This is a genomic window from Rhodanobacter sp. FW106-HT46G03 (assembly GCF_058789895.1).
In genome coordinates this window covers 1,010,847-1,024,618 of record NZ_JBYTCC010000001.1, presented here as the reverse complement: position 1 = coordinate 1,024,618, position 13,772 = coordinate 1,010,847, and the positions used below count along the sequence as shown (strand labels likewise).

Here is a 13,772-nt window from a genome sequence, read left to right as displayed (position 1 = left end):
CTCCTAGCCTTCCTTTTGCAGTACCGCCAACAGCTGCTCGGGCGTGAGATAACCGCCAACCAGATGCCCGCCCGGCGTGAAGATCGCCGGCGTGCCGCTGACGCCCAGCCTTTCGCCCAGCTTGAACTCGTCGCGCACCGGGTTCTTGCAGTCAGGGGCGGACACCGGCTGGCCGTTTTTCGCGGCGGTAAACGCCGCCTTGCGGTCCGCCGCGCACCACACTGCCACCATCTTCCGGTAGGTGGCCGTTGGCCGGCCGGCGGCGTCGGTGACGCCGGTGCGCGGCCAGGCGAGGTAATCCACCGCGATGCCGGCCTTGGTGTACTCGTCCATGCGGTCGTGCAAGGCGTGGCAATACGGACAATCCACGTCGGTGAACACGGTAACGCGGTATCCGGGTTTGGCCGCCGCGTAGCTGATGCGATCGGCCGCCGGCACCTTCGCCAGCTCGATCTTGCGGTAGCTCGCCCACGCGTCGTCGTTGAGGCTCATGCGCGCGTCCAGGTCGACCAGGTCCCCGTTCAACAGGTACTTGCCATCGGTGCTGATGTACACCAGCTGGCCCGAAGCAATCACCTGATAAAAACCGGGCAGCGGCGCGCGGTTGACCACCGCCAGCTGGACCCCTGGGGCGAGCTTCGCCAGCGCGCCCCGCACCAGCGTGACGGCAGCCTGGTCCACACCGACCCCGAGTAGCGGCGCCTCCGCCTTGGCGCCGGTGGCGGCCAGCGCCGCACTGCCGGTATCCGCCGCGCACGCGGTCAGCATGAACCCGCCGGCAAGCACGGCCAGCAACAGTCGCTTGAACATCGTCTACCTCGGGGCCGCGTCGATCAGTTGGGCGGCGATTGTCGCATGGCCGTCGCAGCCGCGGCCGGGCGTGGGTCTCACCCGCGCGGATGGTGCTGCGCGTGCAGGCGTTTCAGGCCTTCCTTGGCCACGTAAGTGTAGATCTGCGTGGTGCTGAGCGAGCTGTGCCCAAGCAGCATCTGCAGCGCGCGCAGGTCGGCGCCGTGGTTCAAGAGGTGGGTGGCAAAGGAGTGCCGCAACACGTGCGGCGAAATATGCGTGGCGACAATGCCCGCCACCAGCGCATAGCGCTTCACCAGCGTCCAGAACATTTGCCGGCTCATGGCCGCGCCGCGCTGGCTGAGAAACAACGCCGCCGGCTGGCGCCCGTGCGCGAGCAGCGGCCGCGCGCCGGCAAGATAGGTCTCGATCCAGTGCACGGCGATCTCGCCGACCGGCACCAGGCGATCCTTGCCGCCCTTGCCGGTGATGCGCAGCACGCCCTGACGCAAATTGAGCGCAGCCAGCGGCAGGTTCACCAGCTCGGACACGCGCAGACCCGAGGCGTACATCAGCTCCAGCATCGCGCGGTCACGCACGCCGAACGGCGTTGCCGTATCCGGTGCGGCCAGCAGGTTCTCAATCTCGCGTTCGGCCAGGGCCTTGGGCAGGCTGCGCGGCATGTGCGGGCGCTCGATCAGGAGCGTCGGGTCCTCGAAACCCGGATCGTCGCGCGCAAGCTGTGCGTAGAACCGGTGGAATGCCGACTGCCGCCGCGCCAGCGACCGCACCGATGCCCGCTGCGCGCCATGAAACGCCGAAATATCGGCACGCTGCGCATCATGCAGATTGCGTCCACGCGCAGCGAGCCAGCGCGCCAGCATCTCCAGGTCGCTGCGGTACGCCGCCAGCGTGCGGTCGGCCAGGCCATCCTCCGACCACACGCGTTCGAGGAACGCCGCAATGCTGGCGGCATCCGCCTGCGCAATACTGGGGGTCGTTTCGGTTTTCTGCATGCGCACGATGCTCGGCATTGCGCGTGGCGAGCGCAAGCCCATGAGCCCTGCCTTCCAACCCTGCCCGTTGTGGCGCCGCCTTGCGGCGCTGGCCTACGACCTGCTGATCACGGTGGCGATCGTGATGGTGGTCGGCCTCGCCTGCCAGCTCGCCACCGGCGGCAGGCTGATCGAGACCGGCCCGCGCGTGCACGTGCCGCTCTGGTACCAGGCGCTGCAGGGCGCCGTGGTGGCCGGCTACTTCGTCGCCTCGTGGCACCGTGGCGGACAAACCCTCGGCATGCGCGCCTGGCGCATCCGCGTCAGCCGCGACGACGGCACGCCCATCAGCCTGCAGCAGGCCGTGGTTCGCTTGCTCGTCGGCGCCGCGCCCCTGGGCCTGCTGTTGATCGAACCCCTTGCCGGTGCCCGCGCCACACCGTGGCTGCTCGTCGGCGCATGGGTCATCTGGTTTGCCTTCGCCATGTTCGACCCCCGCCGCCGCGCCCTGCACGACATCGCGGCAGACAGCGAGGTATGGCGCCTAGGTTGACGCCCGCGCCGCCCACCCATCGCCAACGTGGGGCTCCACTCAAGTCTTTGACCGCACAGACGATTACCTGACTGGTACGTTGTCGGCACTCTTGCTGCACTGCGTTAGAATTCCTGCTTTCGTCTTGCGGTCAGACACCCCTATGCTTTATCAGATCCACGAATGGCAACGCGCCGTGCTCGGCCCGCTCAGTCACTTTGCCGATGCCAGCGCGCAAGTGTTGGGCGACCCTGGCAATCCGTTTGCACAGTGGCCGGCAACCCAGCGCATGGCGGCCAGCTTCGAGCTGATGCACCGGCTCGGCAAGGATTACGAAAAGCCCGCGTTCGACATCCATCAGGCACAGGCGCACGGCCACGAAATCGCGGTGATCGAACGCGTCAAGCTGGACACGCCGTTCTGCCAGCTGAAGCGCTTCAAGCGTTTCAGCGACGACCCCACCACCATCGAGACCATGAAGCACGACCCGGTGGTGCTGGTGGTGGCGCCGCTGTCCGGCCACCACGCCACGCTCCTGCGCGACACCGTGCGCACCCTGCTGCACGACCACAAGGTCTACATCACCGACTGGGTCGACGCGCGCATGGTGCCAGCCGCGGCCGGCACTTTCAGCCTGACCGATTACGTCACCCTGATCGAGCGTTTCATCCGCGAGATCGGCGCCGAAACCCTGCACGTCATCTCGGTATGCCAACCGACGGTGCCGGTGCTGGCCGCGGTGTCGCTGATGGCCGCGCGCGGCGAGCCCACGCCACGCAGCATGGTGATGATGGGCGGCCCGATCGACCCGCGCCGCAGCCCGACCAGCGTCAACAACCTTGCCACCACCCACCCGCTTGCATGGTTCCGCGGCAACGTCATCCACACCGTGCCACCGAACTACCCCGGCCACGGCCGCGAGGTCTACCCTGGCTTCCTGCAACATGCCGGGTTCATCGCCATGAACCCCAGCCGTCATCTGCATTCGCACTGGGATTACTACCAGGATCTGCTGCGCGGCGACCTCGAAGACGCCGACGCGCACCGCAAGTTCTACGACGAATACAACGCCGTGCTCGACATGCCGGCCAAGTACTACCTCGAGACCATCGACACCGTGTTCCAGCAGTTTCTGCTGCCGCGCGGCCTGTGGGATGTCGAAGGCGAACGCGTCACGCCGGCCGCCATCACCACCAGCGCGCTGCTCACCGTCGAAGGCGAGCTCGACGATATCTCCGGTCGCGGCCAGACCCAGGCCGCCCACGACTTGTGCAGCGGCATCCCGGCCAAACGCCGCACCCACAAGGTGATCGAGGGTGCCGGCCACTACGGCATCTTCAGCGGCCGCCGCTGGCGCGACGTGGTGTATCCCCAGGTGCGCGATTTCATCCGCCAATTCGACCGCGCACCGCGGAAGTAACGCCAGGCAGGCGGACGTCCAAACGTCACTGTCGCCACGCAGGCTGCGGCGCCCGCACAGCCACATGCTGTCTATGTGGGCCAGGATGAATCCCGGCCCACAACCGGGATCAGCGCACGCCGTGCATCAACCGGTTGATCAGCGGCGCCAGCAGGAACAGCAACACGCCACCGCCAAGCAGGATCCAGAAGCCCATCGTGTAGCCCGCCAATGCCGAGCCCACCGTCATCCCGGACTCGCCGCTGACGTGACCGGCGAACAAACCGGCGAGGTTGTTGCCGATGGCGGTGGACAGGAACCAGCCGCCCATGCCGACGCCGACCACGCGCACTGGCGCGAGCTTGGTCACCATCGACAACCCGATCGGTGACAGGCACAGCTCGCCGGCGGTCTGCAGCACGTAGCACAGCACCAGCGTCCACAACGGGATCATGCCGTTGCCGTCGACCAAGTTCGCCAGCGCGTACATCAGCACCACGAAACCGAGCGCGTTGCCGATCAGGCCGAGGCCGAACTTGCGCGGGATGGACGGCTCGATGCGGCGCTTGTCGAGCGCGCCCCACACCAGGGTGACGAGCGGCGCGAGCAGCACGATGGCGACCGGGTTGACCGACTGGAACCAGCCGATCGGGAACTCCCAGCCGCCGAGGTTGCGGTCGACGATGTGCTGCGCGAGAAAGTTGAACGAGCTGCCGGCCTGCTCGAAGAACATCCAGAACAGCACGTTGAAGGCGAAGATGATGAGCATCGCCACCACGCGCTGGATCGCCACCCGGCCGGTGCGCAGCGCCTCCACCACCAGCAGCACGCCGACGCCGAGAAACAGCGCAGTCAGCAGCCACTGGATCGCCACCGCGCCGGCCTTGTCCATCAGCAGCCACACCAGCGGTATCGCACCCAGCACGCCCAGCGCCACATAGCCCACGCGCGCCTTGGCTTGCTGCTCCGGCGCCGGGCGTCCCACCGCCCCCAGCTGGCGACGGCCGAACCAGAACCACACCAGGCTGATGAGCATGCCGATGCCGGAGGCGGCAAACACCACGTGATAGTTGTGGTGCCCCGGCGTGCCGAACACCTTGTTGGCCAACACGCTGGTCAGCACCGGCGCAATCAGCGCCCCCGCGTTGATGCCCATGTAGAACAGCGTGAAACCGCGGTCGCGGCGCGAATCGCCCGGCGCGTAGAGCTGGCCCACCATCGAGGAAATGTTCGGCTTGAACAGGCCGTTGCCGACGATGATGGTGGCCAAGCCCAGCATGAACACCTCGTGGTTCGGCACCATCACCATGAACAGCCCGGCCGCCATCACCACCGCGCCGACCAGGATCGAGCGCTGGTAGCCGATGACCTTGTCGGCCACATAACCGCCAAACACCGCCGTGGCGTACACCAGCGCGAGATAGGCGCCGTAGGTGCGGCTCGCGTCCGCCTGACCCGCGTCGTCGCCGCCCCAGAACTGCGCCACGATGTACAGCGTGAGCGCCCAGCGCATGCCGTAGAAGGCGAAGCGTTCCCAGAACTCCGCCATGAACAGCATCCACAGCGGCCGCGGGTGGCCGAGGAACTGCGGGTAATCGGCCGGCGCGCCGGCTGGCGCGGAGAGAGTCGTGTCGCCCATGGTTGCCCTCGGCGGTCAGCTGACCGCAACAATTTGCGACCGCCAGATGTACCGGCAGCGCGGGCCGAGGTCAACCGCGGGCGTCAATCCAGACCAGACTGGCAAAGCGCCCGCTACGCGCGCCTTCGCGCCGATAGGAATAAAACCGCAGGTCGGTGTAGGTGTCGAAACCGCCGCCATGCACGCCCGCAACGCCGGCTGCCATGAGGCGTTGGCGCGCGAGGGCCGCCAGGTCGCAGTGCCAATGCCCGGGCCGGGTCGGCACGAAACACGCCGCCGCACTGGCCGCATGGTCAACGAATGCGGTGCGCACTTCCTCGCCCACTTCGTACGATGGCCCGCCGATGCACGGCCCGAGCCAGGCAACAACCTGTGACGGCGCGCAGCTCATCGCCGTGAGCGTCGCCTCCATCACCCCGGCCGCCAGCCCGCGCCAGCCAGCGTGCGCTGCTGCAACCACGCTGCCATCCGCACTGGCAAACAGCAGCGGCAGGCAATCGGCGGTGAGGATCGCCAGCACGGTGCCGGGCAGGCGCGTCACCGCGGCGTCGGCCTCCGGCTCAGCACCGGGCGGCACGGCACCTTGGGCGACGACATGCCGTCCATGCACCTGGTGCAGCCAGCGCGGTTCGGCAGGCAGGCCCAAGGCATCGCGCAGGACAACGCGATTGCGTTGCACCACGTCAGCCGACTCGCCGCTGCGCGTGCCGAGGTTGGCGTGGCCAAACGGCGGCGCCGAACACCCGGCAAGCTCGCGCGTGCTCACCGCCGCGTGCACATGCAGCGGTACGGGCCAGTCGGGGATCAGGAAGGCTTGGGACACGGGGTGTGGGGTTCGGAGTTCGGGAATCGGCGACACATTCAGTCTTCGGCGCCCTGCTCGGCCAGATCACGCCGCAAGGCATCCAGCAAGGCAACGAAATCGGCTGGAAACGGCGCGTTGAAACGCATCGCCTCGCCGGTGATCGGGTGGGTGAACGCCAGTTCCTCCGCGTGCAGCGCCTGACGGCGAAAGCCACGCAGTGCGGACGCCAGCTCCGGCCCGGCGCGGCGCGGCAGCTTGAGGCCGCCGCCGTACAGCGGATCGCCCACCAGCGGGTGGCCGATGTGGGTCAGGTGCACGCGGATCTGGTGTGTACGGCCGGTTTCCAGGTTGCACTGGATCAGGCTGTGCCCACGGAACCGCTCGCGCACGCGGTAATGGGTGACCGCGTGCTTGCCGGTTTCATCGTCGCGTACCGCCTGGCGCAGGCGGTCACCCATGCTGCGGCCGATCGGCGCATCCACCGTACCGCCGGCCACCAGCACGCCAAGCACCACGGCGGCGTACTGCCGGTGCACGTCGTGGCGCGTGAGCATGTCCACCAGCGCGGTCTGCGCCGGCAGCGTCCTGGCCACCACCATCAGCCCGGAGGTGTCCTTGTCCAGCCGATGCACGATGCCAGCGCGCGGCAGCTCGCCAAGGCCGCCGTCGTGCGCCAGCAGCGCATTCAGCACGGTGCCCGAAGGGTTGCCAGCACCTGGGTGCACCACCAGCCCGGCAGGCTTGTCGATCACCAGCAGGTGCTCGTCCTCGAACACGATGGTGAGCGGGATCGCCTCCGGGGCATCGCTCACCTCGGTCGCCAGCTCGGCCATCAGCCGCACGGCCTCGCCGCCGCGCACCAGATACCGTGGTGGCGCCACCGCACCGTCCAGCGTGGCCGCCCCGGATTTGATCCACGTCGCCAGCCGCGAGCGCGAGTAATCCGGGAACAACTCGGCCAGCGTCTGGTCAAAGCGACGCCCGGCTGCCGCCAGCGGCACCGTGGTTTCATGGTGAACCGTGGTCATCCGGCCACTCCCGTCGTGCCCCGCGGGGGCTTGCCGGTTTCGGCTATGATGCTTTTTCGCTCAAACATCTGAACCCTTTACATGCGTCTTTCAATCGACTCGTCCAAGCTGCCGGTACCCGCCGGAACCTGCCTCAAGGCTTTCGTGGTGCTGGTGCTGGCGCTGGCGATGAGCGGTTGCTCATGGTTCCACAAGCGCGACAACGTGGACACCATGCCGCTGCCGCAGCTGTATGCCAAGGCGCACACCTCGCTCGAACATGCCGACTACACCGCCGCCATCAAGGACTACCAACGCCTGATCGCGCGCTTCCCGTCCGGCGAATACAACGAACAGGCGCAGCTCGAGCTGGCCTACGCGCAATACAAGGACAACAAGCCCGACGATGCGCTGTCCACGGTCAACCGCTTCATCAAGACCTTCCCGGCGAACAAGCACGCCGATTATGCCTACTACCTGCGCGGCCTGATCAATTTCGACCGCACCACCGGCTTCATGGATCGCCTCTCGCACAACGAAGAGGCGCAGTCGCGGCGCGATCAGGCGTTCAACCTGCAGTCGTTCGACGACTTCGCCGAGCTCTCGCGCCGGTTTCCGAACAGCGCCTATGCCGCCGATGCCCGCCAGCGCATGATCTACCTGCGCAACGTGCTGGCGCAGTACGAGATCAACGTGGCGGAATTCTACCTGCACAACCGCGTCTACATCGGCGCCGCCGACCGCGCGCAATACGTGATCGAGCATTACCAGCAGGCGCCGCAAACGGGCGACGCGCTGGCCATCCTCACCCGCAGCTACCTTGCCTTGGGCCAGAAGGATCAGGCCGAGCAGGCCCGCAAGGTGCTGGCCCTGAACTACCCCAACCACCCGTACCTCACCGATCCGAAGTGGCCGCACGAGATGGCGATGTGGCGGCGGATGGTGCCGTTCGTGCGCCATCATTGATGACGGGATTGGGGATGCGGGATTTTGGATTCGGCTAAGCCTTGGCGACTGTTGGCGCGCTGCTCTTCCGAATCACGCATCTCCCATCCCGAGTCTCGGCTCGTTCGGCTACCGCCACCCCGATGTGATCGGATACCGCCGCTCGCGGCCGAAGGCGCGGGTGGTCACGCGCGGACCGGGGGCGGATTGCCGACGCTTGAACTCGTTGGCGATCACCAATCGTGCCACGCGCCGCACCACTTCGGCATCGAAGCCGTGCGCCACGATCTCGGCCTGTGACTCCTCATGCTCGATGAAGCGCTCGAGGATCGCGTCCAGGACCTCATACGGCGGCAACGTATCCTGATCGGTCTGGTCCGCGCGCAACTCGGCGGAAGGTGGGCGGTCGATAACCGCGGAGGGAATCGGGAATCGGGAATCGGGAATTGAAAAGCTCGCCGCATCGCTGCTCTGCCTATTTCCTACTCCCGATTCCCTATTCGCTGCTCCGTTGCGCCACCTTGCCAGCGCATACACCACCGTCTTGTACACATCCTTGAGCGGGGCGTAGGCGCCGCACATGTCGCCGTAGAGGGTGGCGTAGCCCACGGCCATCTCGCTCTTGTTGCCGGTGGCGAGCAGCAGCAGGCGGTGTTTGTTGGAGAGCGCCATCAGCATCACGCCACGGGTGCGCGACTGCAGGTTTTCCTCGGTGGTGTCGGCGCCCTTGCCGGCGAAAGCCGGCGTCAACGCGTCGATGAAGGAACCGACTGCCGGCTCAACGTCGATCACGTGGTAGGCGACGCCCAGCGTCCGCGCCTGCGACCGCGCGCCGTCGAGCGAGAGTTGCGAGGTGTAGCGGCTGGGCATCATCACCGCGGTGACGCGGGCGGGGCCGAGCGCATCGACCGCGAGCGCCAGCGTGAGCGCCGAGTCGATGCCGCCGGAGAGCCCGAGCAGCACGCCGGGAAACCCGTTCTTGTCGATGTAGTCGCGAATGCCGCACACCAGCGCCGCATACAGCACGGCCTCGGGCGAGGTATCTGTCGCCTGCGGCCAACCATCCGCCGTCAGCGTGCGGCTTGCCGGGTCGAACGTCGCCCACAACAGCGCATCGACGAAGGCCGGTGCGCGCGCGGCGATGCTGCCATCGCCATTCACCAGGAGCGAGCTGCCGTCGTAGACCACTTCGTCCTGGCCGCCGATGAGGTTGACGTAGGCGATGGCGCAGCCGGTCTCCTGCGCGCGCGCCACCAGCACCGCCTCCCGCGCAGCGGTCTTCTCGCCATCCCACGGCGAGGCATTGATGACGACCAGCAGCTCGGCGCCGTCGCGCGCCGCCGCGGCCGCCGGCTCGGGTTGCCAGGCGTCCTCGCAGATCAGGAAACCGACGTGCACACCATCGATCTCGGCCACCACGCTTTCATGGCCGGCGCGGAAATAGCGCTGGTCGTCGAACACGCCGTAGTTCGGCAACGCCTGCTTGTGTGCCACGGCCTCGACCGCGCCGTCGCGCAGCAGCGCCGCCGCGTTGTAGACCTCACCCGCGCTGTGCGGGTAGCCGACAAACGCGGCGATGTCGTGGGTGTCGGCCGCCAGTGCTTCCAGCTCGCGCGCGCACGCGGCAAGAAAGCTCGGACGCAGCAGCAAGTCTTCCGGTGGATAGCCGGCAAGCGTCAGCTCAGGAAACGCGACCAGTGCGGCACCGCCTGCCTGCGCCGCGCGCATCAGCTCGCGCACGCGCGCCGCGTTCGCAGCGACCGCGCCAACCGGGAAATCCTGCTGCGCCAGCGCAAAACGGAAGCGGTCGACCATGAGCCATCAACATCGTGGGGAGAGTCGGCATTCTACCGACGCCCCTTGCCCGCTGCGCATCACGCCGGGCGGAAATCCGCGGCTTCGAGGCTGGCGACAATGGCCAGCATGCCCGCACACAACACCGCAAGCTCGGCATCGTCGATCACGTACGGCGGCATCACGTAGACCAGCTTGCCGAACGGGCGAATCCAGATGTCTTGCGCCAGCATGCGTTGCCGGATGCGATCAAGCCGAAGGGGGGCATCGAGTTCGATCACGCCGATGGCGCCAAGCACGCGCACATCCACCACGTGTTCCAGCTCGCGCGCCGGCGCCAGCCGTTCGCGCAAGGAGCACTCGATGCGCGCCACGTTGCCCTGCCAGTCGCCCGCCAGCAGCAGGCGGGTGGACGCGAGCGCCACCGCGCAGGCGAGCGGGTTGGCCATGAAGGTGGGGCCGTGCATGAACACGCCCGGCTCGGCGTGGCCGATAGCGTCAGCCACCGCGCGCGTGCACAAGGTGGCGGCCAGCGTGAGGTAGCCGCCGGTCAGCGCCTTGCCGAGGCACAGGATGTCCGGCGTGATGGCGGCCCACTCGCTGGCGAAGAGCTTGCCGCTGCGGCCGAAGCCGGTGGCGATCTCGTCGCAGATAAACAGCACGTCATGCGCGCGGCACAGGCGCGCAAGCTCGGTGAGGTATCGCGGGTGATAGAAGCGCATGCCGCCGGCGCCCTGCACCACCGGTTCGAGGATGAACGCGGCCAGTTCGTCGGCGTGCTCGGCGAAGAGTCGTGCGAGCGGTTCGATGTCGCTGGCATCCCACGCCTCGCCGAAACGCGTCCGCGGCGCCGGCACGAAGCGTCGCTGCGGCAGGCTCGGGCCAAACAGCCCATGCATGCCGGTCACCGGATCGCACACCGACATCGCGTTCCAGGTATCGCCGTGGTAGCCCGAGCGCACGGTGGCGATGTTGGCCTTGCCGGGGCGCCCCATCGCGTGCTGGTACTGGATGGCCATCTTCAGCGCCACCTCCACCGCGACCGAGCCGGAGTCGGCGTAGAACACCGCGTCCAGCCCTTTCGGCACGATGGAAAGCAGCAGCTTGCCGAGTTCGATCGCCGGCTCGTGGGTGAGCCCGCCGAACATCACGTGTGCCATCTTGCCGAGCTGGTCGGTGATCGCGCGGTCGAGCACCGGATGGTGGTAGCCGTGGATCGCGCACCACCACGAGGCCATGCCGTCGATCAGGCGCGTACCATCGGCCAGCACCAGATGCACGCCTTCGGCGCGCGCCACTTTCAGCGCAGGCAGGCCACCCAATGCGCTGTAAGGGTGCCAAAGGTGGGCTTGGTCAAAGTAGTCGGTGCGCATGAATGTCCTTGCGAATGCCGGTCGGGTTTCACGGCGCCCCGAATCTCGCATCCCAAATCCCGAACAAAGCAAAGGCCGCGGCGATGCGCGGCCTTTGCATGGAGCACGACGAACCCCGCTTACTTCATCAGCTTGGCAAGCGCCTTGCCCAGGTCGGCCGGCGACTTCACGGTGGTGACGCCGGCTTTCTCCAGAGCGGCAAACTTCGCCGCGGCGGTGCCCTTGCCGCCGGAGATGATCGCGCCGGCGTGGCCCATGCGCTTGCCGGCCGGGGCCGAGGCGCCGGCGATGAACGACACCACCGGTTTGGTGACGTATTCGCTGATGAATTCGGCGGCGTCTTCCTCGGCGCTGCCGCCGATCTCGCCGACCATGATGATGCCCTCGGTCTGCGGGTCATCCTGGAACAGCTTCAGGCAGTCGATGAAGTTGAGGCCGTTGATCGGATCGCCGCCGATGCCGATCACCGTGCTCTGGCCGAGGCCTTCGTTGGTGGTCTGGAACACCGCTTCATAGGTCAGCGTGCCCGAACGCGAGACCACGCCGACGCGGCCCTTCTGGTGGATGTGGCCCGGCATGATGCCGATCTTGCACTCCCCCGGGGTGATGACGCCGGGGCAGTTCGGCCCGATCAGCACGGTCTCGGGGTGCTGCGCCAGCACGTTCTTGACGCGCAGCATGTCGAGCACCGGGATGCCCTCGGTGATCGCCACGACGACGCGGATGCCGGCGTCGACCGCTTCGAGGATGGAGTCGGCCGCGAACGGCGGCGGCACGAAGATCACCGATGCGTCAGCGCCGGTTTCGTCCACCGCCTCGGCAACGGAGTTGAACACCGGCAGACCAATGTGCTTGCTGCCGCCCTTGCCCGGGGTGACGCCACCGACGACCTGGGTGCCGTAATCCAGCGCCTGTTGCGCATGGAAGGTGCCTTGCTGGCCGGTCAGGCCCTGCACGAGCACCTTGGTGTTTTTGTTGATGAGTACGGACATGTTTTAAGCGCTCCTCACTTCGCGGCGGCGACGGCTTTCTGCGCCGCGTCGTTGAGATCGTCGGCCGGCGTGATCGCCAGACCGGAATTGGCCAAGAGCTCGCGGCCCTTCTCCACGTTGGTGCCCTGCAGGCGCGCCACGACCGGAATCTTGAGCCCCACTTCCTTGACCGCGGCGATGATGCCCTCGGCAATCATGTCGCAGCGGACGATGCCGCCGAAGATGTTGACCAGGATGCAGCGCACCTTGTCCGAGGAGGTGATCAGCTTGAATGCCTCGGTCACGCGCTCCTTGGTTGCGCCGCCACCCACGTCGAGGAAGTTGGCCGGCTCGCCGCCCGCCAGCTTGATCACGTCCATGGTGGCCATCGCCAGCCCGGCGCCGTTGACCATGCAACCGATGTTGCCGTCCATCGTCACGTAGTTGAGGTTCGACTGCTGCGCAGCTGCCTCGGCGGCGTCCTCCTGGGTCAGATCGCGCATCGCGGCCAGATCAGGGTGGCGGAACTCGGCGTTGTCGTCGGAGTTGACCTTGCCGTCCAGTGCGGCGAGCTTGCCGTCGACCAGGATCGCCAGCGGGTTCAGCTCGATCAGCGAGAGATCCTTCTCGTTGAACAGCTTGTACAGGCCCAGCATGATCTTGGTGAGCTGGCTGACCTGCTTGGGCTCCAGCCCCATCGCAAAGCCAAGCTGGCGGCACTGGTAGGGCTGCAGGCCTTCGACGAAATCGACCGCGACGGTGTGGATGTCTTCCGGGTTCTCGCGGGCGACCTGCTCGATGTCCATGCCACCGCGCGGCGAGCCGATGAACGACACCGTCTTCGAGGCGCGATCGACCAGCACCGAGAGATACAACTCCTTGGCGATGTCGGTGGCATCGGTGACCAGCACCAGGTTCACCGGCAGCGCGCGGCCGGCCGACTGGTAGGTGGCCAGGCGTGTACCCAACATGCCCTTGGCCGCGGCGCGCACGTCGTCGAGACTCTTGCAGAACTTCACGCCGCCCGCCTTGCCGCGGCCACCGGCGTGGATCTGCGCCTTCACCATCCATTGGGAACCGCCAAGCTCCTTCGCCACATCGACGGCGGCGTCGGGAGAGTTGGCAACCTTGCCGGGCGGCACGGCAATGCCGTACTGCGCGAACAGTGCCTTGGCCTGATATTCGTGGAAATTCATTCGATAGCCTCGAGCGAACGGGGAAACAAGGCTGCGCAGCGTCAAATGCAACGCGAACCTCAGGGAGCGGACGGCGTCGCAACGCGCCACCGGCATGTCATGCGCGCGTCATGCCCCGAGGGAAAAATCGCGCTGCACGGCCGCTCATTTTCGCGGAACTGGTACGCAATGGAAAGTGCCGGGCCCGGTGGCGCATTGTCGGCATGGGCAAACTGCCGCAAAATCGCCTCATCTCGACGCCAACGGACGGCTTCCCGGGCGCGTTGCGCGCCGTTCTTGACCCGTTGTCGAACCATGCCACTCCGCCTTGCTTCCCTCGCGTTTGCC

General features: G+C 67.0%; 12 protein-coding genes. 3 read left to right on the top strand and 9 right to left on the bottom strand.

The genetic code is table 11. The features are described from left to right. Positions 1–3: 3 nt before the first annotated feature. Both AC3WP6_RS04280 and xerD read right to left on the bottom strand, forming a co-directional pair. On the bottom strand, positions 4–810 hold the full coding sequence (locus tag AC3WP6_RS04280; RefSeq protein ID WP_492626556.1) for a DsbC family protein: 807 nt from the start codon (positions 808–810) through the stop codon (positions 4–6). A 77-nt stretch (positions 811–887) separates the two neighbouring features. After that, positions 888–1,823, bottom strand: coding sequence for a site-specific tyrosine recombinase XerD (xerD, locus tag AC3WP6_RS04275; RefSeq protein ID WP_492626555.1), 936 nt, complete (start codon positions 1,821–1,823; stop codon positions 888–890). Between xerD and AC3WP6_RS04270 the strand changes: the two genes are divergently transcribed. Next, positions 1,804–2,337, top strand: a complete 534-nt coding sequence (locus AC3WP6_RS04270; RefSeq protein WP_492626554.1) for an RDD family protein — start codon at positions 1,804–1,806, stop codon at positions 2,335–2,337. The two genes, xerD and AC3WP6_RS04270, sit on opposite strands and share 20 nt — an antisense overlap. A 142-nt stretch (positions 2,338–2,479) precedes the next feature. Continuing rightward, positions 2,480–3,736, top strand: coding sequence for a polyhydroxyalkanoate depolymerase (locus AC3WP6_RS04265; protein WP_492626553.1), 1,257 nt, complete (start codon positions 2,480–2,482; stop codon positions 3,734–3,736). Positions 3,737–3,845: 109 nt separating this feature from the next. Here the strand turns inward: AC3WP6_RS04265 and AC3WP6_RS04260 are convergent, their stop codons facing one another. The 3 genes from AC3WP6_RS04260 to rluD form a co-directional block, all read right to left on the bottom strand. Next, the gene (locus AC3WP6_RS04260) at positions 3,846–5,354 is read right to left on the bottom strand and encodes a peptide MFS transporter (RefSeq protein WP_492626552.1); all 1,509 of its coding nucleotides are present in this window, start codon (positions 5,352–5,354) and stop codon (positions 3,846–3,848) included. A 70-nt stretch (positions 5,355–5,424) separates the two neighbouring features. Next, a complete protein-coding gene (pgeF, locus tag AC3WP6_RS04255) occupies positions 5,425–6,177 on the bottom strand; it encodes a peptidoglycan editing factor PgeF (protein ID WP_492626551.1) in 753 nt (250 codons plus the stop codon). Between the two features lie 38 nt (positions 6,178–6,215). Further along, the gene (gene rluD / locus AC3WP6_RS04250) at positions 6,216–7,187 is read right to left on the bottom strand and encodes a 23S rRNA pseudouridine(1911/1915/1917) synthase RluD (protein ID WP_492626550.1); all 972 of its coding nucleotides are present in this window, start codon (positions 7,185–7,187) and stop codon (positions 6,216–6,218) included. A gap of 81 nt (positions 7,188–7,268) precedes the next feature. Here rluD and AC3WP6_RS04245 point away from each other — a divergent pair, with 81 nt between their 5' ends. Further along, entirely contained in the window at positions 7,269–8,132 is an 864-nt protein-coding gene (locus tag AC3WP6_RS04245) for an outer membrane protein assembly factor BamD (RefSeq protein WP_492626549.1), read from the top strand. Between the two features lie 108 nt (positions 8,133–8,240). On the opposite strand, the gene AC3WP6_RS04240 is transcribed toward AC3WP6_RS04245, so the two are convergent. The 4 genes from AC3WP6_RS04240 to sucC all read right to left on the bottom strand — a co-directional run bounded on the left by AC3WP6_RS04240 (position 8,241) and on the right by sucC (position 13,445). Further along, a complete protein-coding gene (locus AC3WP6_RS04240; protein WP_492626548.1) occupies positions 8,241–9,926 on the bottom strand; it encodes an NAD+ synthase in 1,686 nt (561 codons plus the stop codon). A gap of 59 nt (positions 9,927–9,985) precedes the next feature. Continuing rightward, positions 9,986–11,278, bottom strand: coding sequence for an adenosylmethionine--8-amino-7-oxononanoate transaminase (gene bioA / locus AC3WP6_RS04235; protein WP_492626547.1), 1,293 nt, complete (start codon positions 11,276–11,278; stop codon positions 9,986–9,988). Positions 11,279–11,397: 119 nt separating this feature from the next. Further along, positions 11,398–12,270, bottom strand: coding sequence for a succinate--CoA ligase subunit alpha (sucD, locus tag AC3WP6_RS04230; RefSeq protein WP_492626546.1), 873 nt, complete (start codon positions 12,268–12,270; stop codon positions 11,398–11,400). Between the two features lie 14 nt (positions 12,271–12,284). Further along, on the bottom strand, positions 12,285–13,445 hold the full coding sequence (gene sucC, locus AC3WP6_RS04225; RefSeq protein WP_492626545.1) for an ADP-forming succinate--CoA ligase subunit beta: 1,161 nt from the start codon (positions 13,443–13,445) through the stop codon (positions 12,285–12,287). Between the last annotated feature and the right edge of the window lie 327 nt (positions 13,446–13,772).